This is a genomic window from Streptomyces sp. NPDC001985, assembly GCF_040296845.1.
In the GTDB taxonomy this organism is placed as follows: Bacteria; Actinomycetota; Actinomycetes; order Streptomycetales; family Streptomycetaceae; genus Streptomyces.
Genome location: NZ_JBEOYB010000040.1, coordinates 54,219 through 75,381, shown reverse-complemented (window position 1 = coordinate 75,381; position 21,163 = coordinate 54,219). Strand labels below are relative to the sequence as shown.

Here is a 21,163-nt window from a genome sequence, read left to right as displayed (position 1 = left end):
TTCACCAGGCCCTCCGGGCTTTCCCTTCGGTCTTGCATTTCCAACTCTACCAGACCGTTTTCCCATTCCGTTTCCGGACTTGGATTCAGATCCAGAGGCCAGTTGGACCGGCCTTTCGCCTTTCGGCTGCCTTTCGGCGTGTTCACTACGTTAACCGATTCCCGCGTCAACTCATAATCGAGTCTTTCGAAATGGATTGCGGCATGCCGAAATCGCACCCGATTGGGGTTGGTCGTCAGTAGTGGATGGCCACTTCGGGATGCTGAACAGCAGGGCCCGTCTCAAGCGGCTCGGGCTACGTTAGGCGGCGTGCGGGGCCGAGTCAAGTTGCGCGGCGGCGCGGGGTGTGGGCGCGGTAGGGGCTGACGGTGGGGTCGCCCGCGATCCAGTAGCGCCAGGGGTGGTGGGCTCCGTCGCCGCCCACTCCGGTGCGGGGACCACTGGAGACCTGGTCAGGGCGGAGAGCCGGGCCCGGGAGCAGGGAGAGCGGGGCGGTGGTGCCGGCGCAGAGGTCGGTGCCGTTGAGATCGCGGTCGACATCGAGGGCGGTGGCCAGACGTGCCGGGCCTTTGGCCAGTTCTCTGTCGTATCGGGCCGAGAGTCGACGTTTGCGGGCCTGCTCGGCGCCCGCGAGAATCTCGCCGGCCCTCAGCAGAACTCCGCTCGCACGGCCCTCGGGACCGCACACCGCGTTGAGGCAGTGCCACATTCCGTAAGTGAAGTAGACGTAGGCATGGCCCGGCGGGCCGAACATCACCTCGTTCCGGGGGGTCCGGCCGCGGAAGGCGTGGGAGCCCGGGTCCAGCTCGCCCGCGTAGGCCTCGACCTCGGTGATCCGCAGCTCGATGGGGCCGTCGGCGGTGTTCCGTATCAGGGTGCAGCCGAGGAGTTCCGGGGCGACGTCCAGGACGGGGCGGTCGAAGAAGGCCCGGGGCAGCGGCGTACGGTCGGAGGGCTTGATCATGGCGTCCGAGGGTAGCGGGGAACCGGTGCCCGCTGTGGTGCGTATGTACGGAGCAGGAAAGAGAAGGAGTGGACATGGGCTTCAAGAAGCTGCTCGCGAGCCTGGGCGCCGGTGGTGCGTCGGTGGAGACAGTGCTCACCGAGGAGAACGTGGTGCCGGGCGGTGTCGTCCAGGGCGAGGTCCGCGTTCAGGGCGGTTCGGTGGATCAGCGCATCGAGGCGCTCTCCGTCGGTCTTCAGGCGAAGGTCGAGGTGGAGAGCGGTGACCAGGAGGTCAGGCAGAACATCGAGTTCGCCAAGCAGCAGCTCGGTGGGGCCTTCGAGGTGAAGGCCGGTGCGGTGCATGTGGTGCCGTTCGGCCTGGAGATCCCGTGGGAGACCCCGGTGACGAACATCGCCGGCCAGCGGCTGCGCGGGATGGACATCGGGGTGACAACCGAACTGGAGATCGCGCGGGCGGTCGACTCGGGCGACCTGGACCCGGTGAACGTCCATCCGCTCCCGGCCCAGCAGGCGATTCTCGACGCCTTCGTCCAGCTCGGCTTCCGTTTCAAGAGCGCTGACATGGAGCGCGGGCACATCCGGGGAACGCGGCAGAAGCTGCCGTTCTACCAGGAGATCGAGTTCTACCCGCCGGAGCGGTACCGGGGCCTGCACCAGGTGGAGCTGACGTTCATCGCCGATGAGCACGAGATGGACGTCATCGTGGAGATGGACAAGAAGCCCGGTCTGTTCAGCGAGGGCAGCGACTCGTACAAGGCGTTCACGGTCGGACAGCGGGACTTCGGCTCCACCGACTGGGCGGCGTACCTCAATCAGTGGCTCGCCGATGTCGGCGGCCGGCGCAACTGGCTCTAGTCACTGGCCCTAGGGTCGTGTCCGGCGGTCCGGCTGAGGCCGTGAGCCGGGCGGACCGGGACAGGATCGATCCGACGAGAGGTTGTGGATGTGACCGAGTTGACGAGGGCGCCCCTTCCGCACGCTTTCCATCCGGAGGTGCCGTCGTTCACGGTGGTGAGCGATGACATCGCGCCGGGGGCGGTACTGAAGGACGCTCAGCTCCACGCGGCGGGGAATCTCTCGCCGCATCTGCGGTGGGAGGGCTTTCCCGCCGGGACCGAGAGCTTCGCCGTGACCTGTTTCGATCCGGACGCGCCCACGGGCAGCGGATTCTGGCACTGGGTGCTCTTCGACATCCCGGCGTCGGTCACCGAGCTGCCCGCCGGTGCGGGCAGCGGGTCGTTCGCCGGGCTGCCCGACGGGGCGGTCCAGGTCCGCAACGACTACGGATCGAAGGAGTTCGGCGGGGCCGCGCCGCCGGCCGGGGAGAACCATCGCTATGTCTTCACGGTGTACGCGGTGGATCAGCCGAGGCTCGGCCCCGACGCGGAGGTCTCGCCGGCCGTGGTGGGCTTCAATCTCCGTTTCCACACGCTCGGACGCGCCCAGTTGATCGGCGAGTACGCGAGTCCGGCGGAGAGCTGACTCCGGTACGGACCGTTCGTCCATTGTTTGCCCTGCTCTGGTCCTGGAGAGATCAGAGCAGGGCAGTTTTTTTGTCGCCGGGTCCTCGCACGGGGCTCTGAGCGGCATGGATATTGCGTTGTCCATCTCGGCGCGCCCGGCCAGAGTTGATCCAGGCCCGCCAGGGGGCGGGCAGGCGAACGGAGGCGGGCGGGATGCGCGACACGCTGGTACTGAATGCGAGCTTTGAACCGCTGTCGACGGTGACTCTGCACCGTGCGGTGGTTCTGGTGCTCCAGGACAAGGCGGTTGTCGAGCAGGCCCACCCGGGTCTCCGGATGCGTGCGGCGGCGGTGGATCTTCCCGTACCGCGGGTGATCAGGCTGTGCAGATATGTCAGGGTGCCCTTCCGAAGACAGGCGCCGTGGTCGAGACGGGGAGTGCTGGTGCGGGACCAGCACCGGTGCGCGTACTGCGGCAGACGCGCGACGACGGTCGACCATGTGGTGCCGCGTTCGCACGGTGGTGCGGACAGCTGGCTCAATACGGTGGCCTCCTGCGCGGAGGACAATCACCGCAAGGCGGACCGTACGCCCGAGCAGGCGGGGATGCCGCTGCTGCGTGAGCCGTTCATACCCTCCCCGGCCGATGCGATGCTGCTGGGGCTGCGGGCCGGGGAGCGGGCGGAGCTGCCCGGCTGGCTGGCCGGCCGGCAGGCCGCGTAGTCGTGGGGGAGGGAGCCCGTCCCGGTGGGGCGGGCTCCGGCGGTGTCAGGTGAAGCGGCGCAGCAGAAGCTGGACGATGGCGATCGTGCCGACGGCGACGATGATGGCGCGGAGCGCGTTCGGGGGGAGCTTGCGCCCGTAGGCGGCGCCGAGCTGGCCGCCGATGGCGGAGCCGACGGCGATCAGCAGGACGGCCGTCCAGTCGAGTTCGGCGACGAAGAGGAAGAAGATCGAGGCGACACCGGTGACCACGGCGGCGAGAACGGTCTTCACCGCGTTGATGCGCTGGAGGGTGTCGTTGATCAGCATGCCCATGAGGGCGATGTAGATGATGCCCTGGGCGGCGGTGAAGTAGCCGCCGTAGACGCTGGCGAGCAGCAGCCCGATGAGGAGCAGGGGGCCGCCGTCGGCGTGTCCCGGGGTGCCGTTGCGCTCACGGCGACGCTGGACGGCCCGGGAGATACGGGGCTGGAGGATGATCAGCACGAGGGCGAGGGCGACGAGTATCGGGACGATGGTCTCGAAGGCCGTCGGTGGCAGGGTCAGCAGCAGTACGGCTCCGCCGACACCGCCGATGGCGGCGACGATCCCGAGCCGGATGACGCGGCGGGCCTGGCCGGCGAGTTCGGCGCGGTAGGCGATGGCGCCGCTGATCGCGCCGGAGACCATGCCGAGGGCGTTGGAGACGGTCGCGGTGACCGGGGGGAGGCCGGTGGCGAGGAGCACGGGGAAGGTGATCAGGGTTCCCGAGCCCACGATGGCGTTGATCGCGCCACCGCAGACACCCGCGACGAAGACGGCGAGCATCTCCCAGATGGTCACGGTGTGTGCCGCCCCTCATGATCGGTGCCGAGTGCACCGATCATGCCCGATGAGGGATGGCGTCAGTCGAGCGGGGGCTCTTCGCGCCGCTCTTTTCCGGTGTTGAAGCCGGGGACTCCGCCGCCGAGGTTGCCGAAGGCGCCGGAGAGTCCCTTGAGGGCGTCGCCGATCTCGCTGGGGACGATCCAGAGCTTGTTGGCGTCGCCCTCGGCGATCTTGGGGAGCATCTGGAGGTACTGGTAGGAGAGGAGCTTCTGGTCCGGGTCTCCGGCGTGGATGGACTCGAAGACGGTACGGATGGCCTGGGCCTCGCCCTCGGCACGGAGGGCCGCGGCCTTGGCCTCGCCTTCCGCGCGGAGGATCGCGGACTGCTTCTCGCCCTCGGCGGTGAGGATCTGCGACTGGCGGATGCCCTCGGCGGTGAGGATCGCGGCGCGCTTGTCGCGGTCGGCGCGCATCTGCTTCTCCATCGAGTCCTGGATGGAGGTGGGCGGCTCGATCGCCTTCAGCTCGACGCGGTTGACGCGGATGCCCCACTTGCCGGTGGCCTCGTCCAGGACGCCGCGGAGGGCGGCGTTGATCTCCTCGCGGGAGGTGAGGGTCCGCTCCAGGTCCATGCCTCCGATGATGTTCCGGAGGGTGGTGACGGTGAGCTGCTCGATGGCCTGGATGTAGCTGGCGACCTCGTAGGTCGCGGCGCGGGCGTCGGTCACCTGGTAGTAGATGACGGTGTCGATGTTGACGACCAGGTTGTCCTGGGTGATCACCGGCTGCGGCGGGAAGGGGACGACCTGTTCGCGCAGGTCGATGCGGTTGCGGATGGAGTCGATGAAGGGGACGACGATGTTGAGGCCCGCGTTGAGGGTGCGGGTGTAGCGCCCGAAGCGCTCGACGATGGCGGCGCTGGCCTGCGGGATGACCTGGATCGTCTTGATCAGGGCGATGAAGACCAGCACCACCAGAATGATCAGGACGATGATGATCGGTTGCATCGCTTGTTCCTGTGCCCTTCGCTGCGGAATGAGTCCGATGGCCGGATGAGTCTGATGATCGAGTTTCCCAGATCAGTGGTCTGCGCGGGGGGCGTTCCGCAGGTTGGCCTGGATTGTCGTCGGCGGGGTCAGCCCCCGGTCACATGACGACCGCGGTGGCACCGTCGATCTCGACGACATCGACCTGCCGGCCGGGCTCGAAGACCATCTCCGCGTCGAGCGTGCGGGCGGACCAGATCTCACCGGCGAGCTTGATGCGCCCGCCGCTCCCGTCGACCCGTTCCACCACGACCGCCTGACGGCCCTTCAGCGCGTCGACCCCGCTGGAGAATCCGGGTCCGCCGGTGCGCTGGCGTCCCGCTATCGACCGGACGACGGCGATGAGGGCGACGGAGACCACGGCGAAGACCAGCACCTGGGCGACCACACCGCCGCCGAGTGCCGCGACGACGGCCGCCGCGACCGCTCCGGCGGAGAACATTCCGAACTCGGGCATCGCGGTGAGGACCAGCGGAATGCCCAGTCCGACCGCGCCGATCAGCCACCACACCCACGCGTCGATTTCCACATGGTCATGGTAGGTCCGCCGGTCGGGTCAGGACAGGGGGCCAGGGTGTCCGGGAATCGGCGGAAGGTCGGTTCTCGGCCAGAACTTATGCGTTCCGGCCGAGCGGCAGCCCTCGCGCGGTCCAGCGGTCGTCGACGCGCTCGACGACGAGCGGCAGGCCGAAGCAGAGGGAGAGGTTGCGCGAGGTCAGTTCCATCTCCACCGGTCCGGCGGCCAGCACCTTGCCCTGGCGGATCATCAGTACATGGGTGAAGCCCGGCGCGATCTCCTCGACATGGTGGGTGACCATGATCATGGAGGGGGCGTACGGGTCACGGGCGAGGCGTCCGAGCCGGCGCACCAGGTCCTCGCGGCCGCCGAGGTCGAGGCCGGCCGCGGGCTCGTCCAGGAGCAGCAGTTCGGGGTCGGTCATCATCGCGCGGGCGATCAGGGTCCGCTTGCGCTCGCCCTCGGAGAGGGTGCCGAAGCGGCGGTCCAGATAGTCGGTCATGCCGAGCCGGTCGAGGAAGGCGCGGGCGCGCTCCTCGTCCACCGCGTCGTAGTTCTCGTGCCAGGTGGCGGTCATGCCGTACGCCGCGGTGAGCACGGTCTGGAGCACGGTCTGCCGCTTGGGGAGCTTCTCGGCCATGGCGATGCCGGCCATGCCGATCCGGGGGCGCAGCTCGAAGACGTCGACGCCGCCGAGGCGCTCGTCCAGGATCTTGACCGTGCCGGTGGTCGGGAAGAGATAGCTGGAGGCGAGGTTGAGCAGGGTCGTCTTGCCGGCGCCGTTGGGGCCGAGGATGATCCAGCGCTCCCCCTCCTTGACCGACCAGGAGACGTCGTCCACCAGAGCGCGTCCGTCGCGGACCACGGATACGTCCACCAGCTCCAGTACTTCGCTCATGAGCGCGTTGTCTCCCCATGCAATCGTCTTGAGGTGTGTGGAGGCCCTGTGTGCCTGTGGGCACAGCCCCCAGGGAAAACCTACGCCACCGGTCGGGTGGCACCGTCCACCGGTCCGAACCTTGGGGTTCGTCCTTAGGGTGGGGGCATGTTGTGGGAACCACGTTCAGGACGGCTGGCCGCCTGGGGCAATGCCCTGTTGGCGGGGGCCGCATCACCGGATGACGCGGTGCAGGCGATCGTCGCGGACGACGCGGTGCACCGGGTGGAGGGGCTGCCGGGCGAGGCGGGGCCGGTCGGTCTCAGCCTGGCGCTGGGGCGGCTGCGGCTGCTCGGGGTGACCGGGTGGCGGGTGGCGCTGCCGGTGCCGGGGCATCCGCTGGGGCTCAGCGGGCCCGCGGAGTTCAACGCGCGGGCGCTGGAGGCCGAGGAGGCGGTCGTGGGGTACGGGGCCGCGTTCGGTCTCGTGCCCGAGGTGCGCGAGGCGGGCGCGGGGACCGGCGCCGCGGATGTGCGGGTGGAGGTGGTCTGGCACTGTCTGCCGGTGCGGGAGGCCCCGCCGGCGGATGTGCCCTCGCTCGGCGAGGCCGAGCGGGAGCTGGCGGAGGCGCTGCGCGACGCGACGCGGGTGCTGGCGCGCCTCGATGTGGCCGCGTCGGGTCCGGTGGCGGACGCGGCGGTGGACGCCTACCGGGCGCGGGCGGAGCGGGGGCGGGAGGCGCTGGCGCCGGGGTATCCGCCGCGGGCGGTGCGGGTGCTGGAGCTGGCCCAGCGGGTGGGGCTGCTGATCTCGGTGGCGTACGAGAACGGGCACGGCGGGGCCGTGAGCGCCTCGGAGATGGCGGCGCGGGGTGAGGCGCTGCGGCCGGTGGAGCGGGTGGCGCGGCGGGCGCAGGTGGCCGCGTACAACGCGTATGTGGAGGAGCGGGAGCGCGGGAGGTGATCCGGGGGGGGCCGCCCCGGCCCCGGAGGTCCGGGCGGGGGGCGGCCCGGTCCCGGACCCCCGGTGGGGCCGGGTCCGGGCGGGGGGCGGCCCGGTCCCGGACCCCCGGTGGGGCCGGCCCGTGCGCACGGGTGGGGCCGGTCCACCGGGGGGGGTGGTGGGTGTCAGGCGTTGATGCCGAGGTTGCCGAAGGCCGGGTTGAGCAGGCCGATCACATTCACGGTGTTGCCCACGGCGTTGACCGGGACGTGGACCGGGACCTGGACCAGATTGCCCGAGGCGACGCCCGGGGAGCCGACGGCCTCGCCCCAGGCGTGGGCCCCGCCGGAGGCGGAGGCGACGCCGGCACCCGCGGCGATGAGGCTGCCGGTGATCATGGTGAGGGCGGCGGCCTTCTTCAGGTTCTTCACTTCTTCAGTCCTCCTGGGCATTGACCGCGGCGGTGCGCCGCGGCACGCCCTGGACAACGCCGTACGCGCGATCGGGATGCGCCGTCCGGGTGACATACACCCGACAGTATGAATCTCCGACCGGTCGGGAACCCGGGTGGGACTCCTTCGGTCACCCCGCCAGACCGTGACGTACCGCCCAGAGCGCCGCCTGGGTGCGGTCCGCCAGATCCAGTTTCATCAGGATGTTCGAGACATGCGTCTTGACCGTCTTCTCGGAGAGGACGAGGGCGCGGGCGATCTCCCGGTTGGAGCGGCCGTCGGCGATCAGTCCGAGGACCTCGCGCTCCCGCTCGGTGAGGGAGCCGCCGCGCCCGTGGCCGCCGCCCTGCTCCTCCTGGGAGAGGAGGGCGCCCGCCACCTCGGGCTGGAGCAGCACATGGCCCGCGTGGACCGAGCGGATGGCCCCGGCGAGCGCCTCGGGGTCGATGTCCTTGTAGACATAGCCGGAGGCGCCGGCGCGCAGGGCGGGGACCACGGTGCGCTGCTCGGTGAAGCTGGTGACGATCAGCACCTTCGCGGGGTTGGCGAGGTCGCGGAGCCTGCGCAGGGCCTCGATCCCGTCGGTGCCGGGCATCTTCACGTCCATGAGGACGACATCGGGCTTCAGCTCCTCGGCCCGGGCCACCCCCTCCTCGCCGTCGCCCGCCTCGCCGACGACCTCGATGTCGTCCTGGATCTCCAGGAAGGTGCGCAGCCCTCGGCGCACCACCTGGTGGTCGTCGACCAGCAGAACCCGAACCACCTTGTCACCCACCGGGGACCTCCATCTCGATCGTGGTGCCCTTGCCGGGCGCTGACTGGACGGTGAGTCTGCCGCCGACGCCGCTCGCCCGGTCCCGCATGGAGACCAGTCCGAGGTGGCGGCCGGCCCGGCGGACCGTGCGGGGCTCGAAGCCCCGGCCGTTGTCGGTGACGCTGAGGACCGCGCCCTGGCCCCGGGGGGCGAGCACGACGTCCACCCGGTGGGCGCCGGAGTGGCGCAGGGCGTTGTGCAGGGCCTCCTGGGCGACCCGGAGCACGGCTTCCTCCTGGGCGGCGGGCAGGGCCTTGGTGCCGCAGGTGTCGAAGGTGACCCGGGCGGCGTGGGCGCGGTCGAGGACCTGGATGTGGGTGCGGAGGGTGTTGATCAGACCGTCCTCGTCGAGGGCGGCGGGGCGCAGCTCGACGACGGCGGCGCGCAGCTCGTCGGCGGCCTCGGCGGCGAGGGCCGCGACCTGCTGGAGCTCGTCCTTGGCGCGGGCCGGGTCGCGGTCCACGAGGGCGGTGGCGGCCTGGGCTGTGAGACGGAGCGAGAAGAGCTTCTGGCTGACCGCGTCGTGCAGCTCGTGGGCGAGCCGGGAGCGCTCCTCGGCGATGGTCAGCTCGCGGCTGCGCTCGTACAGCCGGGCGTTGGTCAGGGCGATGGCGGCGTGCTGGGCGAGGATCGAGAGCAGCTCCTCGTCGGCCTCGGTGAAGCCGCAGCCGCCCCCGGGCCGGGGGCAGCGCTTGTTGGCGAGGAAGAGGGCCCCGATGATCTCCTCGCCGTCCTTGATCGGGACGCCGAGGAAGTCGGAGAGGTCGGGGTGGGCGGCGGGCCAGCCGCCAAAGCGCGGGTCCTCGCGCACATCGGCGAGCCGCTCGGTCCTGGCGTCGCGGAGCATGGCCGCGAGGACGCCGTGCTGGCGGGGCAGGGGGCCGATCGCCTTCCACTGCGCCTCGCTGACGCCGTCGACCACGAACTGGGCGAAGCCGCCGTGGTCGTCGGGGACGCCGAGGGCGGCGTACTCCGCGTCCAGCAGGTCGCGGGCGGAGGCGACGATGGTCTTGAGCACATCGCGCACCTCCAGATGCCTGCTCATGGCGAGGAGTGCGGTGCTCACGGCGGCGAGGCCCGAGCTGGGTCGATGGCTCATGCCCTCACCGTACCGGCGGGGTGTGACCGTCCGTATCCGTCGGTGGGCGGCAGCTGATTAGGACCGGGGGCCTAGGTCGAAAAGCCTTGGGGAAGGGGGTCCGCCGGACGAGGCGGAGGTGAGGTTCCCCTTTCTACGGTGGGTGGGTCGGCGCGGAGCAGTACGACACGGACCCGACGCGCGCCGGCCGGAGAAGGGGATGGACGCCATGCCGGTTGCGGTGATCACGGGATCTTCGAAGGGGCTGGGGCGCGCGCTCGCGGCCGGGCTCGCGGAGCGCGGCTGGGATCTGGTGCTGAATGCCCGGACCGCCGGGGTGCTGGAGCGCAGTGCCCGGTTCGTGGGGGCGCACGGCACCCGGGTGGTGGCGGTGCCGGGCGATGTGAACGATCCGGCGCACCGGGCGGCGCTGGTGGCCGCCGCCCGGGAGCTGGGCGGCCTCGATCTGCTGGTGAGCAATGCCAGTGTGCTGGGCGCCGCGCCGCTGGTGCGGCTGGAGGCGCAGCCGCTGGCGGGGCTGCGGGAGGCGCTGGAGACCAATGTGGTGGCGGCGCTGGGGCTGGTGCAGGAGGCGCTGCCGCTGCTGCGGGCCTCGGAGGCCGGGACGGTGATCGCGATCAGCTCGGACGCGGCGGCGGAGGCGTACGAGACCTGGGGCGGCTACGGGGCGTCGAAGGCGGCGCTGGACCACCTGATGGCGGTGCTGGGGGTGGAGGAGCCGGAGCTGCGGGTGTGGGCGGTGGACCCGGGGGACATGGACACCGATCTGTACGAGGCGGCGGTCCCGAACGACGGTGAGGAGCGCCCGACGCCGGAATCGGTGGTTCCGGGCTTTCTGCGGCTGCTGGACCAGCGGCCGGTGAGCGGGCGGTACGCGGCCCCCTCGCTGCTGGAGACGGTGTGAGCGGGGTGCGGTGATGTCGGAGCCGGTGCGGGCGCTGGAGGCGCTGTGGGTGCCCGACGAGCTGTCGGCGCGGGTCCCGGCGGAGGTGCGGGGCGCGGGGCGGGACGACGTACGGCTGCTGGTGTCGCGCGGCGTCCGGGTCTCGCACCGGGTCTTCCGGGAGCTGCCGGGGGTGCTGCGGGCCGGTGATGTGCTGGTGGTCAACACCTCGGCGACGCTGCCGGCGGCGGTGACCGGGCGGCTGGCGGCCGAGGCGGTGGTGGTGCACTTCTCCACGCTCGGTGACGACGGTCGGTGGGCGGTGGAGCTGCGGCGGCCGGACGGGGCGGGGACCACGCTGCCCCGGCCCGGCGGGCCCCCGGGGGCGGCGGTGCGGCTGCCCGGGGGCGTGCGGCTGGTGCTGGAGGAGCCGCTGGTGGCGGGGGCGGACCGGCTGTGGTGGGCGTCGGTGCCGGTGCCCGTGGCGGGGCTGCTGAGCCGGTACGGGCGGCCCATCCGGTACGCGTACACCGCCGGGGAGCAGCCGCTCTTGGCGTATCAGACGGTGTTCGCCCGCCCGAGGGCCGATGGCGCGGGCTCGGCGGAGATGCCGAGTGCCGCGCGGCCCTTCACGGCGCGGCTGGTCGCGGAGCTGGTGAGCCGGGGGGTGCAGTTCGCTCCGGTGGTGCTGCACACGGGGGTGGCGTCGGCCGAGGCGCACGAGCCGCCGTATCCGGAGCGCTTCGGGGTGCCCGCGGCGACCGCGTGGCTGGTGAACGCCGCGCGGGCGGCCGGCGGGCGGATCGTGGCGGTGGGGACGACGGCGGTACGGGCGCTGGAGTCGGCGGCGGGGGCGGACGGGGTGGTGCGGGCGGCCTCGGGGTGGACGGATCTGGTGGTGACGCCCGAGCGCGGGGTGCGGGCCGTGGACGGCCTGCTGACCGGTCTGCACGAGCCCGCGGCCTCGCATCTGCTGATGCTGGAGGCGATCGCCGGGCGGGCCGCTCTCTGCCGTGCGTATGAGGAGGCGCTGCGCGGGCTCTACCTCTGGCACGAGTTCGGCGACGTCCATCTCGTACTTCCGGATGACAACCCGCATGGCAACGCTGACACATTGCATTACTGAAGCAACGCATTGTGATATCAGTGGGGCCTCGGTGTGAGCCCGCGCATAGGACGCACGTCACTTACGAATCTCTTTAGTGGAGAGATAAGGACCGTGTGAGCGGGCGCGGAGTAATTGGGAGGGCGATTGGCCAAGGGCGTGATCCACTATCGCGGGTCGTACGTCACACCTTTGCCAGGGCATTTTGCTGCCGCTAAGAATTGCCCAGTCGCCACGCCGCAGGAGCGCAGCGCCGCCTCCACGGCCTGAAGCGACTTCCCGATTCGAAGAGGTACGTCTGTATGTCCGCGTCCAGCATTCGCAGTACCCATATGACCAAGGCTCGCAAGGCCTCGATCGCCGGTATCGCCGCCGCCGGTGCCGCAGCAGTCACTCTCTCTCTGGTGCCCGCCGGCGGCTCGGCCGAAACCAAGGCAGTGGCCGGAACCGCTCCGGTGGCCCTCCAGGCCGCTTCCGGCAAGCCGGCCATGCTCCACCTCGACACGGAGAAGTCCGCCGCCGAGACCCAGATCCAGGAGGCCGTGAAGGCCGCCGCCAAGGCGAAGACCGACGCGAAGGCCCAGGCCGACGCCAAGGCGAAGCTCGCCGCCGCGACCAAGAAGGCCGCCGCCGAGTCCGCCGCCGCCAAGCGTGCCTCCGAGGAGACGGTCGCCACCCGCACCGTCGCCGCCCGTACCGCCGTCTACCCCAACAACCTGGACGGCTGGATTCGCGAGGCGCTCTCCATCATGAAGAAGGAGGGCATCCCCGGCTCGTACGACGGGCTGCACCGCAACATCATGCGTGAGTCCAGCGGCAACCCGCGTGCCATCAACAACTGGGACATCAACGCGATCAACGGTGTGCCGTCGAAGGGCCTGCTCCAGGTCATCCAGCCGACGTTCAACGCCTACCACGTGGCCGGGACCCCGTTCGACCTGTACCACCCGGTCGCCAACATCGTCGCCGCGGCCAACTACGCCGCCGACCGCTACGGCTCGATCGACAACGTCTTCGGCGCCTACTGAGCCGGAGCCCGGTCCGGACAGGCGGACCGCGACATACAGACGCCGGAAGGGCGGCACCCCCGTACGGGAGTGCCGCCCTTTCGGCACGGGTGCGGCGGAGCCGCTCCGCGCGGCGGAGCGGCGGGGCCCGCCCGGCCGGGGCGAGCGGCGGGGCTACTTGCGCATGACCTCGGGCTCGTGCCGGCGCAGCAGCCGGGCCACGGCGACACCGCAGAGGAGCGCCATCACGAGCAGAACCGTCACATTGACGCCCCACTGCCCCGCCGAGTGCGCCCAGAGGGGATCGGTGTCCCCGGGGTTCCCGCTGTCCCACGGCGGCATCAGCCGCCCCAGGTCCAGGGTCGTTCCGGCGCCGGCGACGGCCCAGCGGGAGGGCATCAGCCAGGCGAACTGCTCCAGGCCCGGTGAGTCGTACACCTTGAAGAGAATCCCGGTGAAGACGATCTGGACGATCGCGAACATCACCAGCAGCGGCATGGTCTTCTCGGTGGTCCGCACCAGCGAGGAGATGACCAGGCCGAACATCATGGAGGTGAAGCCGAGGGCGATGACCACCAGGCAGAGTTCCAGGGCGGGCGGGAGGATCAGGCCCTCGGCGGGCAGCTCGCGCGGGGCGAAGCCGATACCGCAGAGGATGACGCCCTGGACGGCGGTGATCAGCCCGAGGACGATCACCTTGGACATCAGATAGGCGGAGCGGGAGAGCCCGGTGGCGCGCTCCCGTTCGTAGATGACCCGTTCCTTGATCAGCTCTCGGACGGAGTTGGCCGCGCCGGAGAAGCACATGCCGACCGTCAGGATCAGCATGATGGTGCCGGCGTCGCTGTTGTGCCGGGATTTCCCGTCGTCGGGGGCCGCGAGGCCGAACTCGGCCGGGATGACCACACTGACCAGGCCGAGGACGGCGGGCAGGATCACCATCAGCGCGAGAAAGCCCCGGTCGGAGGCGATGACGGCGGTGTAGCGGCGCATCAGCGTCGCCAGCTGGGCGCCCCAGCTCTGCGGCTTGGGCGGGCGGACCCGCTGCGGCGGGGCCACGGCGGCCTGCTGCGGGGCGACGGCGTCGATGTCGGCCGCGTACATCTGGTAGTGCTGTGAGCCGCGCCAGCGGCCGGCCCAGTCGTACTCGCGGTAGTTCTCGAAGGCGGAGAAGACATCGGCCCAGGTGGTGTAGCCGAAGAAGTTGAGCGCCTCCTCCGGGGGGCCGAAGTAGGCGACCGTACCGCCGGGGGCCATGACCAGCAGTTTGTCGCAGAGCTGGAGCTCGGCCACCGAGTGGGTGACCACCAGGACGGTGCGGCCGTCGTCGGCCAGTCCGCGCAGCAGCTGCATCACATCGCGGTCCATGCCCGGGTCGAGGCCCGAGGTCGGCTCGTCCAGGAAGATCAGCGAGGGCTTGGTGAGCAGCTCCAGGGCGACCGAGACGCGCTTGCGCTGGCCGCCGGAGAGCGAGGTGATCTTCTTGTCCTTGTGGAGGTCGAGCTTCAGCTCGCGCAGCACCTCGTCGATCCGGGCCTCGCGCTCGCTCTCGGCGGTGTCACCGGGGAAGCGGAGCCGGGCGGCGTATTTCAGCGCTTTCCGGACGGTGAGTTCCTTGTGCAGGATGTCGTCCTGGGGGACGAGACCGATGCGCTGGCGCAGTTCGGCGAATTGCTTGTAGAGGCTGCGGTTGTCGTAGAGGACATCACCCTGGTTGGCGGGCCGGTATCCGGTGAGCGCCTTGAGGAGGGTGGACTTTCCCGATCCCGAGGGACCGATGACACCGATGAGGGATTTCTCGGGGACACCGAAGGAGACATCGCGGAGAATCTGCTTTCCGCCGTCGACGGTGACCGTCAGATGCCGTGCGGAGAAGGAGACTTCCCCGGTGTCGACGAATTCCTCCAGGCGTTCGCCGACGATCCGGAAGGTGGAGTGGCCGACACCGACGATGTCCTCGGGGCCGATGACGACGGAGGTGGATCTCGGAATCGGCTGGCCATTGACGAAGGTGCCGTTGTGGGCCCCGAGGTCGCGGAGTTCGAAACGGCCGTCCGGGGTCGCGGTGAATTCGGCGTGGAAGCGGGACACCTGGAGGTCGGCGATGACCAGTTCGTTCTCCAGCGCGCGGCCGATGCGCATGACCCGGCCCCGGGAGAGCTGGTGGAAGGTGGTGGGGTCGCGGTCGCCGGGGGCGGGCGCTCCCGGGGCTTCGGCTCCCCGCTGCCGCGGAATCCCGTCCGGCGGGTGGGCCCCTGCCCGCGCCACGGGTGCGCCGTCGCCCGCGTACGGGGGGTGGTGCCGTCCCTGGGCGTCCGCGGCCGGGCCGCCGCCGGGCCGCCGCTGGTGGGAGGGTTCCTGGAGGACGGGGGCCTGCTGCTGGTACGGGTCCGGGAACCGCTGCCGCTCCGGCGCGCTCCCCCCGGCCGCCGCCGCTCCCGAGAGGGTCAGCCGGGGGCCGTCCGTGGCGTTGCCCAGGTACACGGCCAGTCCGGGGGCGATCTCCGACTGGTGGACGCGCCGGCCCTGCACATAGGTGCCGTTGGTGCTGCCGTGGTCCTCGATGACCCAACTCCGGCCGTCCCAGACGAGGCTGGCGTGCCTCCAGGAGACCCGGGCGTCCTCCAGCACCATGTCACCCTGCGGATCGCGCCCCAGGGTGTACGACCTGGACGGGTCGAGGGCCCAGGTCCTTCCGTTCAATTCCAGTACGAGTTCCCGCACTCCATGCCCCACTACTTGTCCCCCGAAATACCCTTGTCACAGGGAGTCTAGGGATGGCGAACATCGGGTGGAACTATTTCAGGCTCGGTTACGCACCTGGTACGCGGGCCGGTCCGCGGTGAGCGCCGGCCCCGCCGGAAGCGGCGCCTCCGTGACAGGAACGTGACACAGGGTGAGCGCCGGGGCCGCGACCGCTGTCCGCCCATCGGGATGGTTCATCTCGCCGTCACCATCGCCGGTTACGGTGGGAGAACCATGAGCGCATCGCAGACCTCCGACGTACGCACCCTTCTCGTCAAGATTTTCGGGAAGGACCGTCCCGGACTCACCGCCGGGCTCTTCGACACCCTCGCCGCCTTCTCGGTCGATGTCATCGACATCGAGCAGGTGGTCTCCCGGGGCCGCCTCGTCCTCTGCGCGCTGGTCACCGCGCCCACCGCGGCCGGGGCCGACGAGGGCGAGCTGCGGGCCACCGTGCACAGCTGGGCCGAGTCCGTGAAGCTCCAGGCCGAGATCATCTCGGGCATCGGGGACAACCGGCCGCGCGGCAGCGGCCGGTCCCATGTGACGGTGCTCGGCCACCCGCTCACGGCCGAGGCGACCGCGGCCATAACGGCGCGGATCGCGGCCGTCGGCGGCAATATCGACCGTGTCTTCCGGCTCGCCAAGTATCCGGTGACGGCGGTCGAGTTCGCTGTCTCCGGCGCGGAGACGGAGACCCTGCGCACCGCGCTGGCCACCGAGTCCTCCGCCATCGGCGTCGATGTGGCCGTGGTGTCGGCGGGGCTGCACCGCCGGGCCCAGCGGCTGGTGGTCATGGATGTGGACTCCACCCTGATCCAGGACGAGGTCATCGAGCTGTTCGCCGCCCACGCGGGGTGTGAGGAGCAGGTGGCCGAGGTCACGGCCGCCGCGATGCGCGGGGAGCTGGACTTCGAGCAGTCCCTGCACGCCCGGGTGGCGCTGCTGAAGGGTCTGGACGCCTCGGTGGTGGAGAAGGTGCGCGCCGAGGTGCGGCTGACTCCGGGCGCCCGGACCCTGATCCGTACCCTGAAGCGGCTGGGATTCCAGGTGGGTGTGGTCTCCGGTGGCTTCACCCAGGTCACCGATGACCTCAAGGAGCGGCTGGGGCTGGACTTCGCCTCGGCGAACACCCTGGAGATAGCCGGCGGCAGGCTCACCGGCCGGGTGACCGGGGAGATCGTCGACCGGGCGGGCAAGGCGCGGCTGCTGCGCCGGTTCGCCGCCGAGGCGGGCGTCCCGCTCGCGCAGACGGTGGCGATCGGTGATGGGGCCAACGATCTGGACATGCTGAACGCGGCCGGTCTGGGGGTCGCCTTCAACGCCAAGCCCGTGGTGCGGGAGGCCGCGCACACGGCGGTGAACGTGCCGTTCCTGGACACGGTGCTCTATCTGCTGGGCATCACCCGTGAAGAGGTCGAGGCGGCGGACGGCGCGGACGCCGAGCACTGAGGCGCACGGAAGCGGAAACGGAGCGGGGCCCCGGCGCGTGCCGGGGCCCTGTCGATGAGGGCCGGTCCGGGACCTCTGCCGGGGCGGGTGGCGAGGTACGGACACCTGCGGACGGTGCGGCCCCGGAGCGGGGCGGCCCGGGGCGCCGGATCAGTCGTGCGGAGCCCAGTAGCCGGTCAGCCGGGCGATTCCGTGCTCCACGCTCTTCCAGGAGCCGGTGAACTCCAGGACCGCGAAGGCCGAGGTCGGGAAGGAGCCTCGGTTCATCCGGGCCTGGAGATCGCCCTCGGCCTCCCCGGCGAGGGCGTCGGCGACCGCGTGCATTCCGGGGTTGTGGCCGATGAGCAGCAGATTGCCCACCTCGTCCGGGGTCTCGTTGAGCAGGGCGATGATCTCGCCGGGGGATGCCTCGTACAGCCGGTCCTCGTAGACCGTTCTGGGGCGCTCCGGCAGTTCGTGCACCGCGAGCTTCCATGTCTCCCGGGTCCTGGCCGCTGTTGAGCACAGGGCGAGATCGAAGGCGATGGAGGTCTCGGCGAGCCTGCGGCCCGCCACGGGGGCGTCCATCCGCCCTCGCTCGGCGAGCGGGCGGTCGTGGTCGGAGTTCTCGGACCACTCGGCCTTCGCGTGTCGGAGGAGCACGATCCTGCGGGGTTCGGAGGGTCCGGGGGCTTTCCCGCCGGACGGCGTGGCGACGCTCATGCACCCCAGCTTCGCATGAAACGCGCCAACGGGCGCGGGGTGTTGACGGGCTTCCCACCCAGGTGGGGGCGGTGGTGCGACGGGCGTGACCGGATGGTGACTCAGCGGGTCAGAAGCGCCCGGAGGTACTCGATGGCCACCCGGACGACCGGCTCGCCGCCGGTGGCGGTGGTCTCGGCCCGGGCGGGGCCGGCTGTGCCGAGCATCAGCACCGCGAAGGCGAGCACCGGCAGCGCGAGGGCCCACCAGGGGAGACGGTGGCCCGCTCCGCCCGTGCCACGGGAAGGGTTGGGGGTGTGGACCGACATGGTCGCCTCCGTGAGCTGTGATCCGCGGGTCCGCGCTGGTTGGTCCCACGCTAGGGATCACGGCAGCGGGCGCCCATCCGGTGGTCCACCCACTTCCCCCTGAACCTGACCCCCTAGGGGATGGGGGGCCGGCACCACCCCCGTGCGGGGCGGCCGGGGCGCGGGCCCCGGCGGCTCGGGCTCACGGTGCCGGGAGGGGTGCCCCGGTGCGGGCTCGGTGCGGGCTCGCGGTGCCGTACGAGGTGCTCCAGCGCGGGCTCGGGCCGGGCTCACGGTGCCGGGCCGGGCTCACGGTGCCGGGCGGGGCCCTCGGCCCGCGCTCACGGCCCGGGGCTCCGGGGGCGGCCCGGATCTGTCAGGGAGACGCGATGGAAGCGATGATTCCCATGACCACAAAGAAGCCGATCATGGTGCCGAAGACAAGGAGGAGCTTCTTCTGGCCGTTCTGCGGATTCGGATCGAGGACTGGCATGGGTTCAGTCTCGCATCCCGGTCTCGTCCTCGATCGTCCGGTCCCTGCCCGCCAGGACACCGCAGACGATCTGCGGTACGAGGAGCCCGGCCATCAGCATGATCGGAAGATCCCAGCCACCGCTGTGCTGGTAGACCACGCCCACCAGCAGGGGGCCGGGTATGGAGATCAGATAGCCGGTGGACTGGGCGAAGGCGGAGAGCCTGACGACTCCCCCGCCGGTCCTGGAGCGCAGGCCGATCAGGGTGAGGGCGAGCGGGAAGGCGCAGTTGGAGACGCCCAGGAGCAGCGCCCAGGCCCAGGCCCCGGCGGCGGGGGCGGTGAGGAGACCCGCGTATCCGGCCAGTCCGCTGAGCCCGAGGACGACGACGATGGGCCCCTGGTGGCGCAGCCGGCCGGCGAGCCGGGGGATGACGAAGGCGAGCGGGACGCCCATCGCCATGGTCACCGCCAGCAGCACTCCCGCGGTGCCGGCCGGGACGCCCGCGTCCCGGAAGATCTGCGGCATCCAGCCCATGGTGATGTACGCGCCGGTGGCCTGGAGGCCGAAGAAGCAGGCGAGGGCCCAGGCGGTGGGGCTGCGGACGATCCTCGGGGCGGGGCGCTCCGTACCGCCGTCCCCGGCGGCGGGGGGTGCGGTGGCGGCGGGGGCCGGTGCTCCCCGGCTGTCGCGGGCCAGGGCGAGCCAGGGCAGTACGGCGAGGACGGCGAGAGCCGCCCACATCCCGAGGCCGACCCGCCAGCCGCCGCCGAGCGCCCCGGTCAGGGGCACGGTCACGGCGGCGGCGACCGAGGTGCCGACCGCCAGGGCCATGGAGTAGAGCCCGGTCATCGAGCCGACGCGGTCGGGGAAGTACCGCTTCACCAGCACCGGCATCAGCACATTGCTGACCGCGATGCCCATGAGCGCCAGCGCGCTGGCGGCGACGAAGCCCGCGGTGCCCCCGGCGAAGGCCCGGATCAGCACTCCGGCCGCGATGGCGGCCATGCCCGCGCAGACCACGGTCCCGGGGCCGAAACGGCGGGCGAGCCGGGGGGCGGCGAGGCCGAAGACGGCGAAGCACAGGGGCGGTACGGAGGTGAGCAGACCGGCGACGCTGCCGCTCATGCCGAGTCCGGCGCGGACCTCTTCCAGCAGGGGCCCGAGGCTGGTGATGGCGGGCCGGAGGTTGAGCGCGGCGAGCACGATGCCGACGGTCACCAGCCGGAGGGTCCAGACCGCGGCCGTCGTGGCCGGCGGACGCCGGGTCCCCCGCGGCCCGTCCGGCCCATGCGGCTCCCGGGCCTCCTGGGCCTCCCGGGTCTCCTGGACCGCTCGGGGCTCCGGCGCGCGGGCCGGGTCCATGGGGTGCTGGGTCCGCGTTTCGGGCCGGATCTCATAGGGCATAGTGCCCATCATAGAATCATGGGATGATTGATTGTCCAGCGGCGATTGCCCGGATTTGCCTCACATCGCCCTTGGCGCACCCAGGAGCGTTCGAGCCAGGACGAGGAACACCATGACCCTGACCTCCCCCCGGCGATCGGGGCTCACCGACCAGGTGATCGCTCAGCTGCGGAATCAGATCACCACCGGCGAGTGGCCGGTCGGTACGCGGATTCCCACCGAACCGGAGCTGGTCGAGCAGCTCGGTGTGGCCCGGAACACCGTCCGTGAGGCGGTCCGCGCGCTCGCGCACAACGGTCTGCTCGACATCCGGCAGGGCTCGGGCACCTATGTGCTGGCCACCAGCGAGCTGGCCGGGGTGATGCACCGCCGGTTCGCCGGCGCCTCGCCCCGGGATGTCGCCGAGGTGCGCTCGACCCTGGAGTCGTCGGCCGCCCGGCTGGCCGCAGGCCGGCGCACCGAACGCGATCTGCACCAGCTCGACGCGCTGCTGGCCCGCCGCGAGGAGGCCTGGGCGACGGGTGACACGGAGCGCTTCATCGCCGCCGATGCCTCGTTCCACTTCGCGGTGGTGGCCGCCTCCCACAACGATGTGCTCGGCGAGCTGTACGCGGATCTGGGCGCCCTGCTGCGCGACTGGCTCAGGGGCGATGTGGGCCGGGAGCTGCGCCCGGAGCACCATATGGACCACGGCCGGCTGGTCGAGGCGATCCGCGCGGGCGACGGCGCGTCGGCTTCCGCCGAGGCCGCGAGCTATCCGTTCATGTGTCTGCGGAATGCGGAGAGCGCGGAGGCGGAGGCGGAGGATCAGGGCCGGGACCAGGACTAGGACCCGGGACCAGGACCAGGACCAGGGCCGGGACCGGGCCGGGCTCGGGCCCGGATCAGGAGGACGGCAGCGGCTGATGGCTGACCCAGACCGCGCGGATCTCCTTCCAGCAGCGGTCGGTGACCGTCACATACCCGGCGGCGCCCAGCTCGGCCGGAGCGGTGTCCACATCGATGTCCCACCAGCGCTCGCACTCGATGTGCAGCCGTACCCGGTCGGTGACCGGGTACGGATTGTGGCAGTGGGCGATGGCCCAGGAGCCGTCGATCTCGGTGCGGCAGTCGGCCTCGTACCGTGCCGGCGGCGGCCCGGGCCGCGCCCCGGGCTCCTGGGAGAGGGCCTGAGGGGTCGCCCACAGCAGCAGGGTCACCGCGGCCAGTACGGGGGCTGAGCTCCGGATCATGCGCATGAGCAGGACCTCCTCGGCCGTACCGCGGCGCGATCGCGCAGCGGCTGCACCACAAGGGGGGTTGCCCCTCCAGCCTCGGCGCCCGCGCGGCCCGCCGCCCGCCGGACGGGGCCGAACGGGTGGGGCCGAACGGACGGCGCCCCGTCCCGCGCGTGCCG

23 protein-coding genes are annotated in these 21,163 nt (G+C 71.3%); 9 read left to right on the top strand and 14 right to left on the bottom strand.

Going from position 1 to position 21,163, the window contains the following annotated elements; genetic code table 11:
* Nucleotides 1-322: 322 nt before the first annotated feature.
* Nucleotides 323-964 (bottom strand): DNA-3-methyladenine glycosylase, encoded by a 642-nt coding sequence (locus ABT122_RS19585; RefSeq protein WP_351553408.1) that lies wholly within the window; start codon nt 962-964, stop codon nt 323-325.
* Nucleotides 965-1,038: 74 nt separating this feature from the next.
* Here ABT122_RS19585 and ABT122_RS19580 point away from each other — a divergent pair, with 74 nt between their 5' ends.
* The 3 genes from ABT122_RS19580 (at nt 1,039) to ABT122_RS19570 (ending at nt 3,152) form a co-directional block, all read left to right on the top strand.
* Complete coding sequence (locus tag ABT122_RS19580; RefSeq protein ID WP_351553405.1) at nt 1,039-1,821, top strand: sporulation protein; 783 nt, start codon at nt 1,039-1,041, stop codon at nt 1,819-1,821.
* Between the two features lie 90 nt (nt 1,822-1,911).
* Nucleotides 1,912-2,448: a YbhB/YbcL family Raf kinase inhibitor-like protein gene (locus ABT122_RS19575; RefSeq protein WP_351553402.1), complete on the top strand. Its 537-nt coding sequence runs from the start codon at nt 1,912-1,914 to the stop codon at nt 2,446-2,448.
* Nucleotides 2,449-2,642: 194 nt separating this feature from the next.
* Complete coding sequence (locus ABT122_RS19570) at nt 2,643-3,152, top strand: HNH endonuclease (RefSeq protein WP_351553400.1); 510 nt, start codon at nt 2,643-2,645, stop codon at nt 3,150-3,152.
* 45 nt (nt 3,153-3,197) lie between these two features.
* Here the strand turns inward: ABT122_RS19570 and ABT122_RS19565 are convergent, their stop codons facing one another.
* The 4 genes from ABT122_RS19565 to ABT122_RS19550 form a co-directional block, all read right to left on the bottom strand.
* On the bottom strand, nt 3,198-3,974 hold the full coding sequence (locus ABT122_RS19565; protein WP_351553397.1) for a sulfite exporter TauE/SafE family protein: 777 nt from the start codon (nt 3,972-3,974) through the stop codon (nt 3,198-3,200).
* 62 nt (nt 3,975-4,036) lie between these two features.
* Nucleotides 4,037-4,966, bottom strand: a complete 930-nt coding sequence (locus ABT122_RS19560) for an SPFH domain-containing protein (protein WP_351553394.1) — start codon at nt 4,964-4,966, stop codon at nt 4,037-4,039.
* 139 nt (nt 4,967-5,105) lie between these two features.
* Nucleotides 5,106-5,534, bottom strand: a complete 429-nt coding sequence (locus ABT122_RS19555; RefSeq protein ID WP_351553391.1) for an NfeD family protein — start codon at nt 5,532-5,534, stop codon at nt 5,106-5,108.
* A gap of 85 nt (nt 5,535-5,619) precedes the next feature.
* Nucleotides 5,620-6,420, bottom strand: a complete 801-nt coding sequence (locus ABT122_RS19550) for an ABC transporter ATP-binding protein (RefSeq protein WP_351553388.1) — start codon at nt 6,418-6,420, stop codon at nt 5,620-5,622.
* Between the two features lie 147 nt (nt 6,421-6,567).
* Here ABT122_RS19550 and ABT122_RS19545 point away from each other — a divergent pair, with 147 nt between their 5' ends.
* Nucleotides 6,568-7,362 (top strand): Rv1486c family protein, encoded by a 795-nt coding sequence (locus tag ABT122_RS19545; RefSeq protein ID WP_351553385.1) that lies wholly within the window; start codon nt 6,568-6,570, stop codon nt 7,360-7,362.
* Between the two features lie 164 nt (nt 7,363-7,526).
* On the opposite strand, the gene ABT122_RS19540 is transcribed toward ABT122_RS19545, so the two are convergent.
* From ABT122_RS19540 to ABT122_RS19530, 3 genes are all read right to left on the bottom strand, one after another.
* Nucleotides 7,527-7,772 (bottom strand): chaplin, encoded by a 246-nt coding sequence (locus ABT122_RS19540; RefSeq protein ID WP_351553382.1) that lies wholly within the window; start codon nt 7,770-7,772, stop codon nt 7,527-7,529.
* Nucleotides 7,773-7,923: 151 nt separating this feature from the next.
* Nucleotides 7,924-8,568, bottom strand: a complete 645-nt coding sequence (locus ABT122_RS19535) for a response regulator (RefSeq protein WP_351553379.1) — start codon at nt 8,566-8,568, stop codon at nt 7,924-7,926.
* Nucleotides 8,561-9,706, bottom strand: a complete 1,146-nt coding sequence (locus tag ABT122_RS19530) for a GAF domain-containing sensor histidine kinase (RefSeq protein WP_351553376.1) — start codon at nt 9,704-9,706, stop codon at nt 8,561-8,563. The genes ABT122_RS19535 and ABT122_RS19530 overlap by 8 nt, the downstream gene beginning before the upstream one ends.
* Nucleotides 9,707-9,914: 208 nt before the next feature.
* Between ABT122_RS19530 and ABT122_RS19525 the strand changes: the two genes are divergently transcribed.
* The 3 genes from ABT122_RS19525 (at nt 9,915) to ABT122_RS19515 (ending at nt 12,722) form a co-directional block, all read left to right on the top strand.
* Entirely contained in the window at nt 9,915-10,610 is a 696-nt protein-coding gene (locus tag ABT122_RS19525; RefSeq protein WP_351553373.1) for an SDR family NAD(P)-dependent oxidoreductase, read from the top strand.
* Nucleotides 10,611-10,623: 13 nt separating this feature from the next.
* The gene (locus tag ABT122_RS19520) at nt 10,624-11,715 is read left to right on the top strand and encodes an S-adenosylmethionine:tRNA ribosyltransferase-isomerase (RefSeq protein ID WP_351553370.1); all 1,092 of its coding nucleotides are present in this window, start codon (nt 10,624-10,626) and stop codon (nt 11,713-11,715) included.
* A 281-nt stretch (nt 11,716-11,996) separates the two neighbouring features.
* Entirely contained in the window at nt 11,997-12,722 is a 726-nt protein-coding gene (locus ABT122_RS19515; protein WP_351553368.1) for a transglycosylase SLT domain-containing protein, read from the top strand.
* Between the two features lie 153 nt (nt 12,723-12,875).
* Here ABT122_RS19515 and ABT122_RS19510 read toward each other — a convergent pair whose 3' ends face one another.
* Nucleotides 12,876-15,437 carry an ABC transporter ATP-binding protein/permease gene (locus tag ABT122_RS19510; RefSeq protein ID WP_351553366.1) on the bottom strand — a complete coding sequence of 854 codons (2,562 nt, stop codon included), beginning with the start codon at nt 15,435-15,437 and terminating at the stop codon, nt 12,876-12,878.
* A 243-nt stretch (nt 15,438-15,680) separates the two neighbouring features.
* Here ABT122_RS19510 and serB point away from each other — a divergent pair, with 243 nt between their 5' ends.
* Nucleotides 15,681-16,898, top strand: a complete 1,218-nt coding sequence (serB, locus tag ABT122_RS19505) for a phosphoserine phosphatase SerB (protein WP_351553363.1) — start codon at nt 15,681-15,683, stop codon at nt 16,896-16,898.
* 150 nt (nt 16,899-17,048) lie between these two features.
* Here the strand turns inward: serB and ABT122_RS19500 are convergent, their stop codons facing one another.
* The 4 genes from ABT122_RS19500 to ABT122_RS19485 all read right to left on the bottom strand — a co-directional run bounded on the left by ABT122_RS19500 (nt 17,049) and on the right by ABT122_RS19485 (nt 19,767).
* Nucleotides 17,049-17,600, bottom strand: a complete 552-nt coding sequence (locus ABT122_RS19500; protein WP_351553360.1) for a SixA phosphatase family protein — start codon at nt 17,598-17,600, stop codon at nt 17,049-17,051.
* Between the two features lie 101 nt (nt 17,601-17,701).
* Complete coding sequence (locus tag ABT122_RS19495; protein WP_351553357.1) at nt 17,702-17,908, bottom strand: hypothetical protein; 207 nt, start codon at nt 17,906-17,908, stop codon at nt 17,702-17,704.
* Between the two features lie 355 nt (nt 17,909-18,263).
* Nucleotides 18,264-18,380, bottom strand: coding sequence for an SGM_5486 family transporter-associated protein (locus ABT122_RS19490; protein WP_351553354.1), 117 nt, complete (start codon nt 18,378-18,380; stop codon nt 18,264-18,266).
* Between the two features lie 4 nt (nt 18,381-18,384).
* The gene (locus ABT122_RS19485; RefSeq protein ID WP_351553351.1) at nt 18,385-19,767 is read right to left on the bottom strand and encodes a CynX/NimT family MFS transporter; all 1,383 of its coding nucleotides are present in this window, start codon (nt 19,765-19,767) and stop codon (nt 18,385-18,387) included.
* Between the two features lie 112 nt (nt 19,768-19,879).
* On the opposite strand from ABT122_RS19485, the gene ABT122_RS19480 reads away from it, so the two are divergent.
* Complete coding sequence (locus ABT122_RS19480; RefSeq protein WP_351553348.1) at nt 19,880-20,596, top strand: FadR/GntR family transcriptional regulator; 717 nt, start codon at nt 19,880-19,882, stop codon at nt 20,594-20,596.
* Nucleotides 20,597-20,651: 55 nt separating this feature from the next.
* Here the strand turns inward: ABT122_RS19480 and ABT122_RS19475 are convergent, their stop codons facing one another.
* Nucleotides 20,652-21,005, bottom strand: a complete 354-nt coding sequence (locus ABT122_RS19475) for a hypothetical protein (protein ID WP_351553346.1) — start codon at nt 21,003-21,005, stop codon at nt 20,652-20,654.
* Nucleotides 21,006-21,163: the final 158 nt, after the last annotated feature.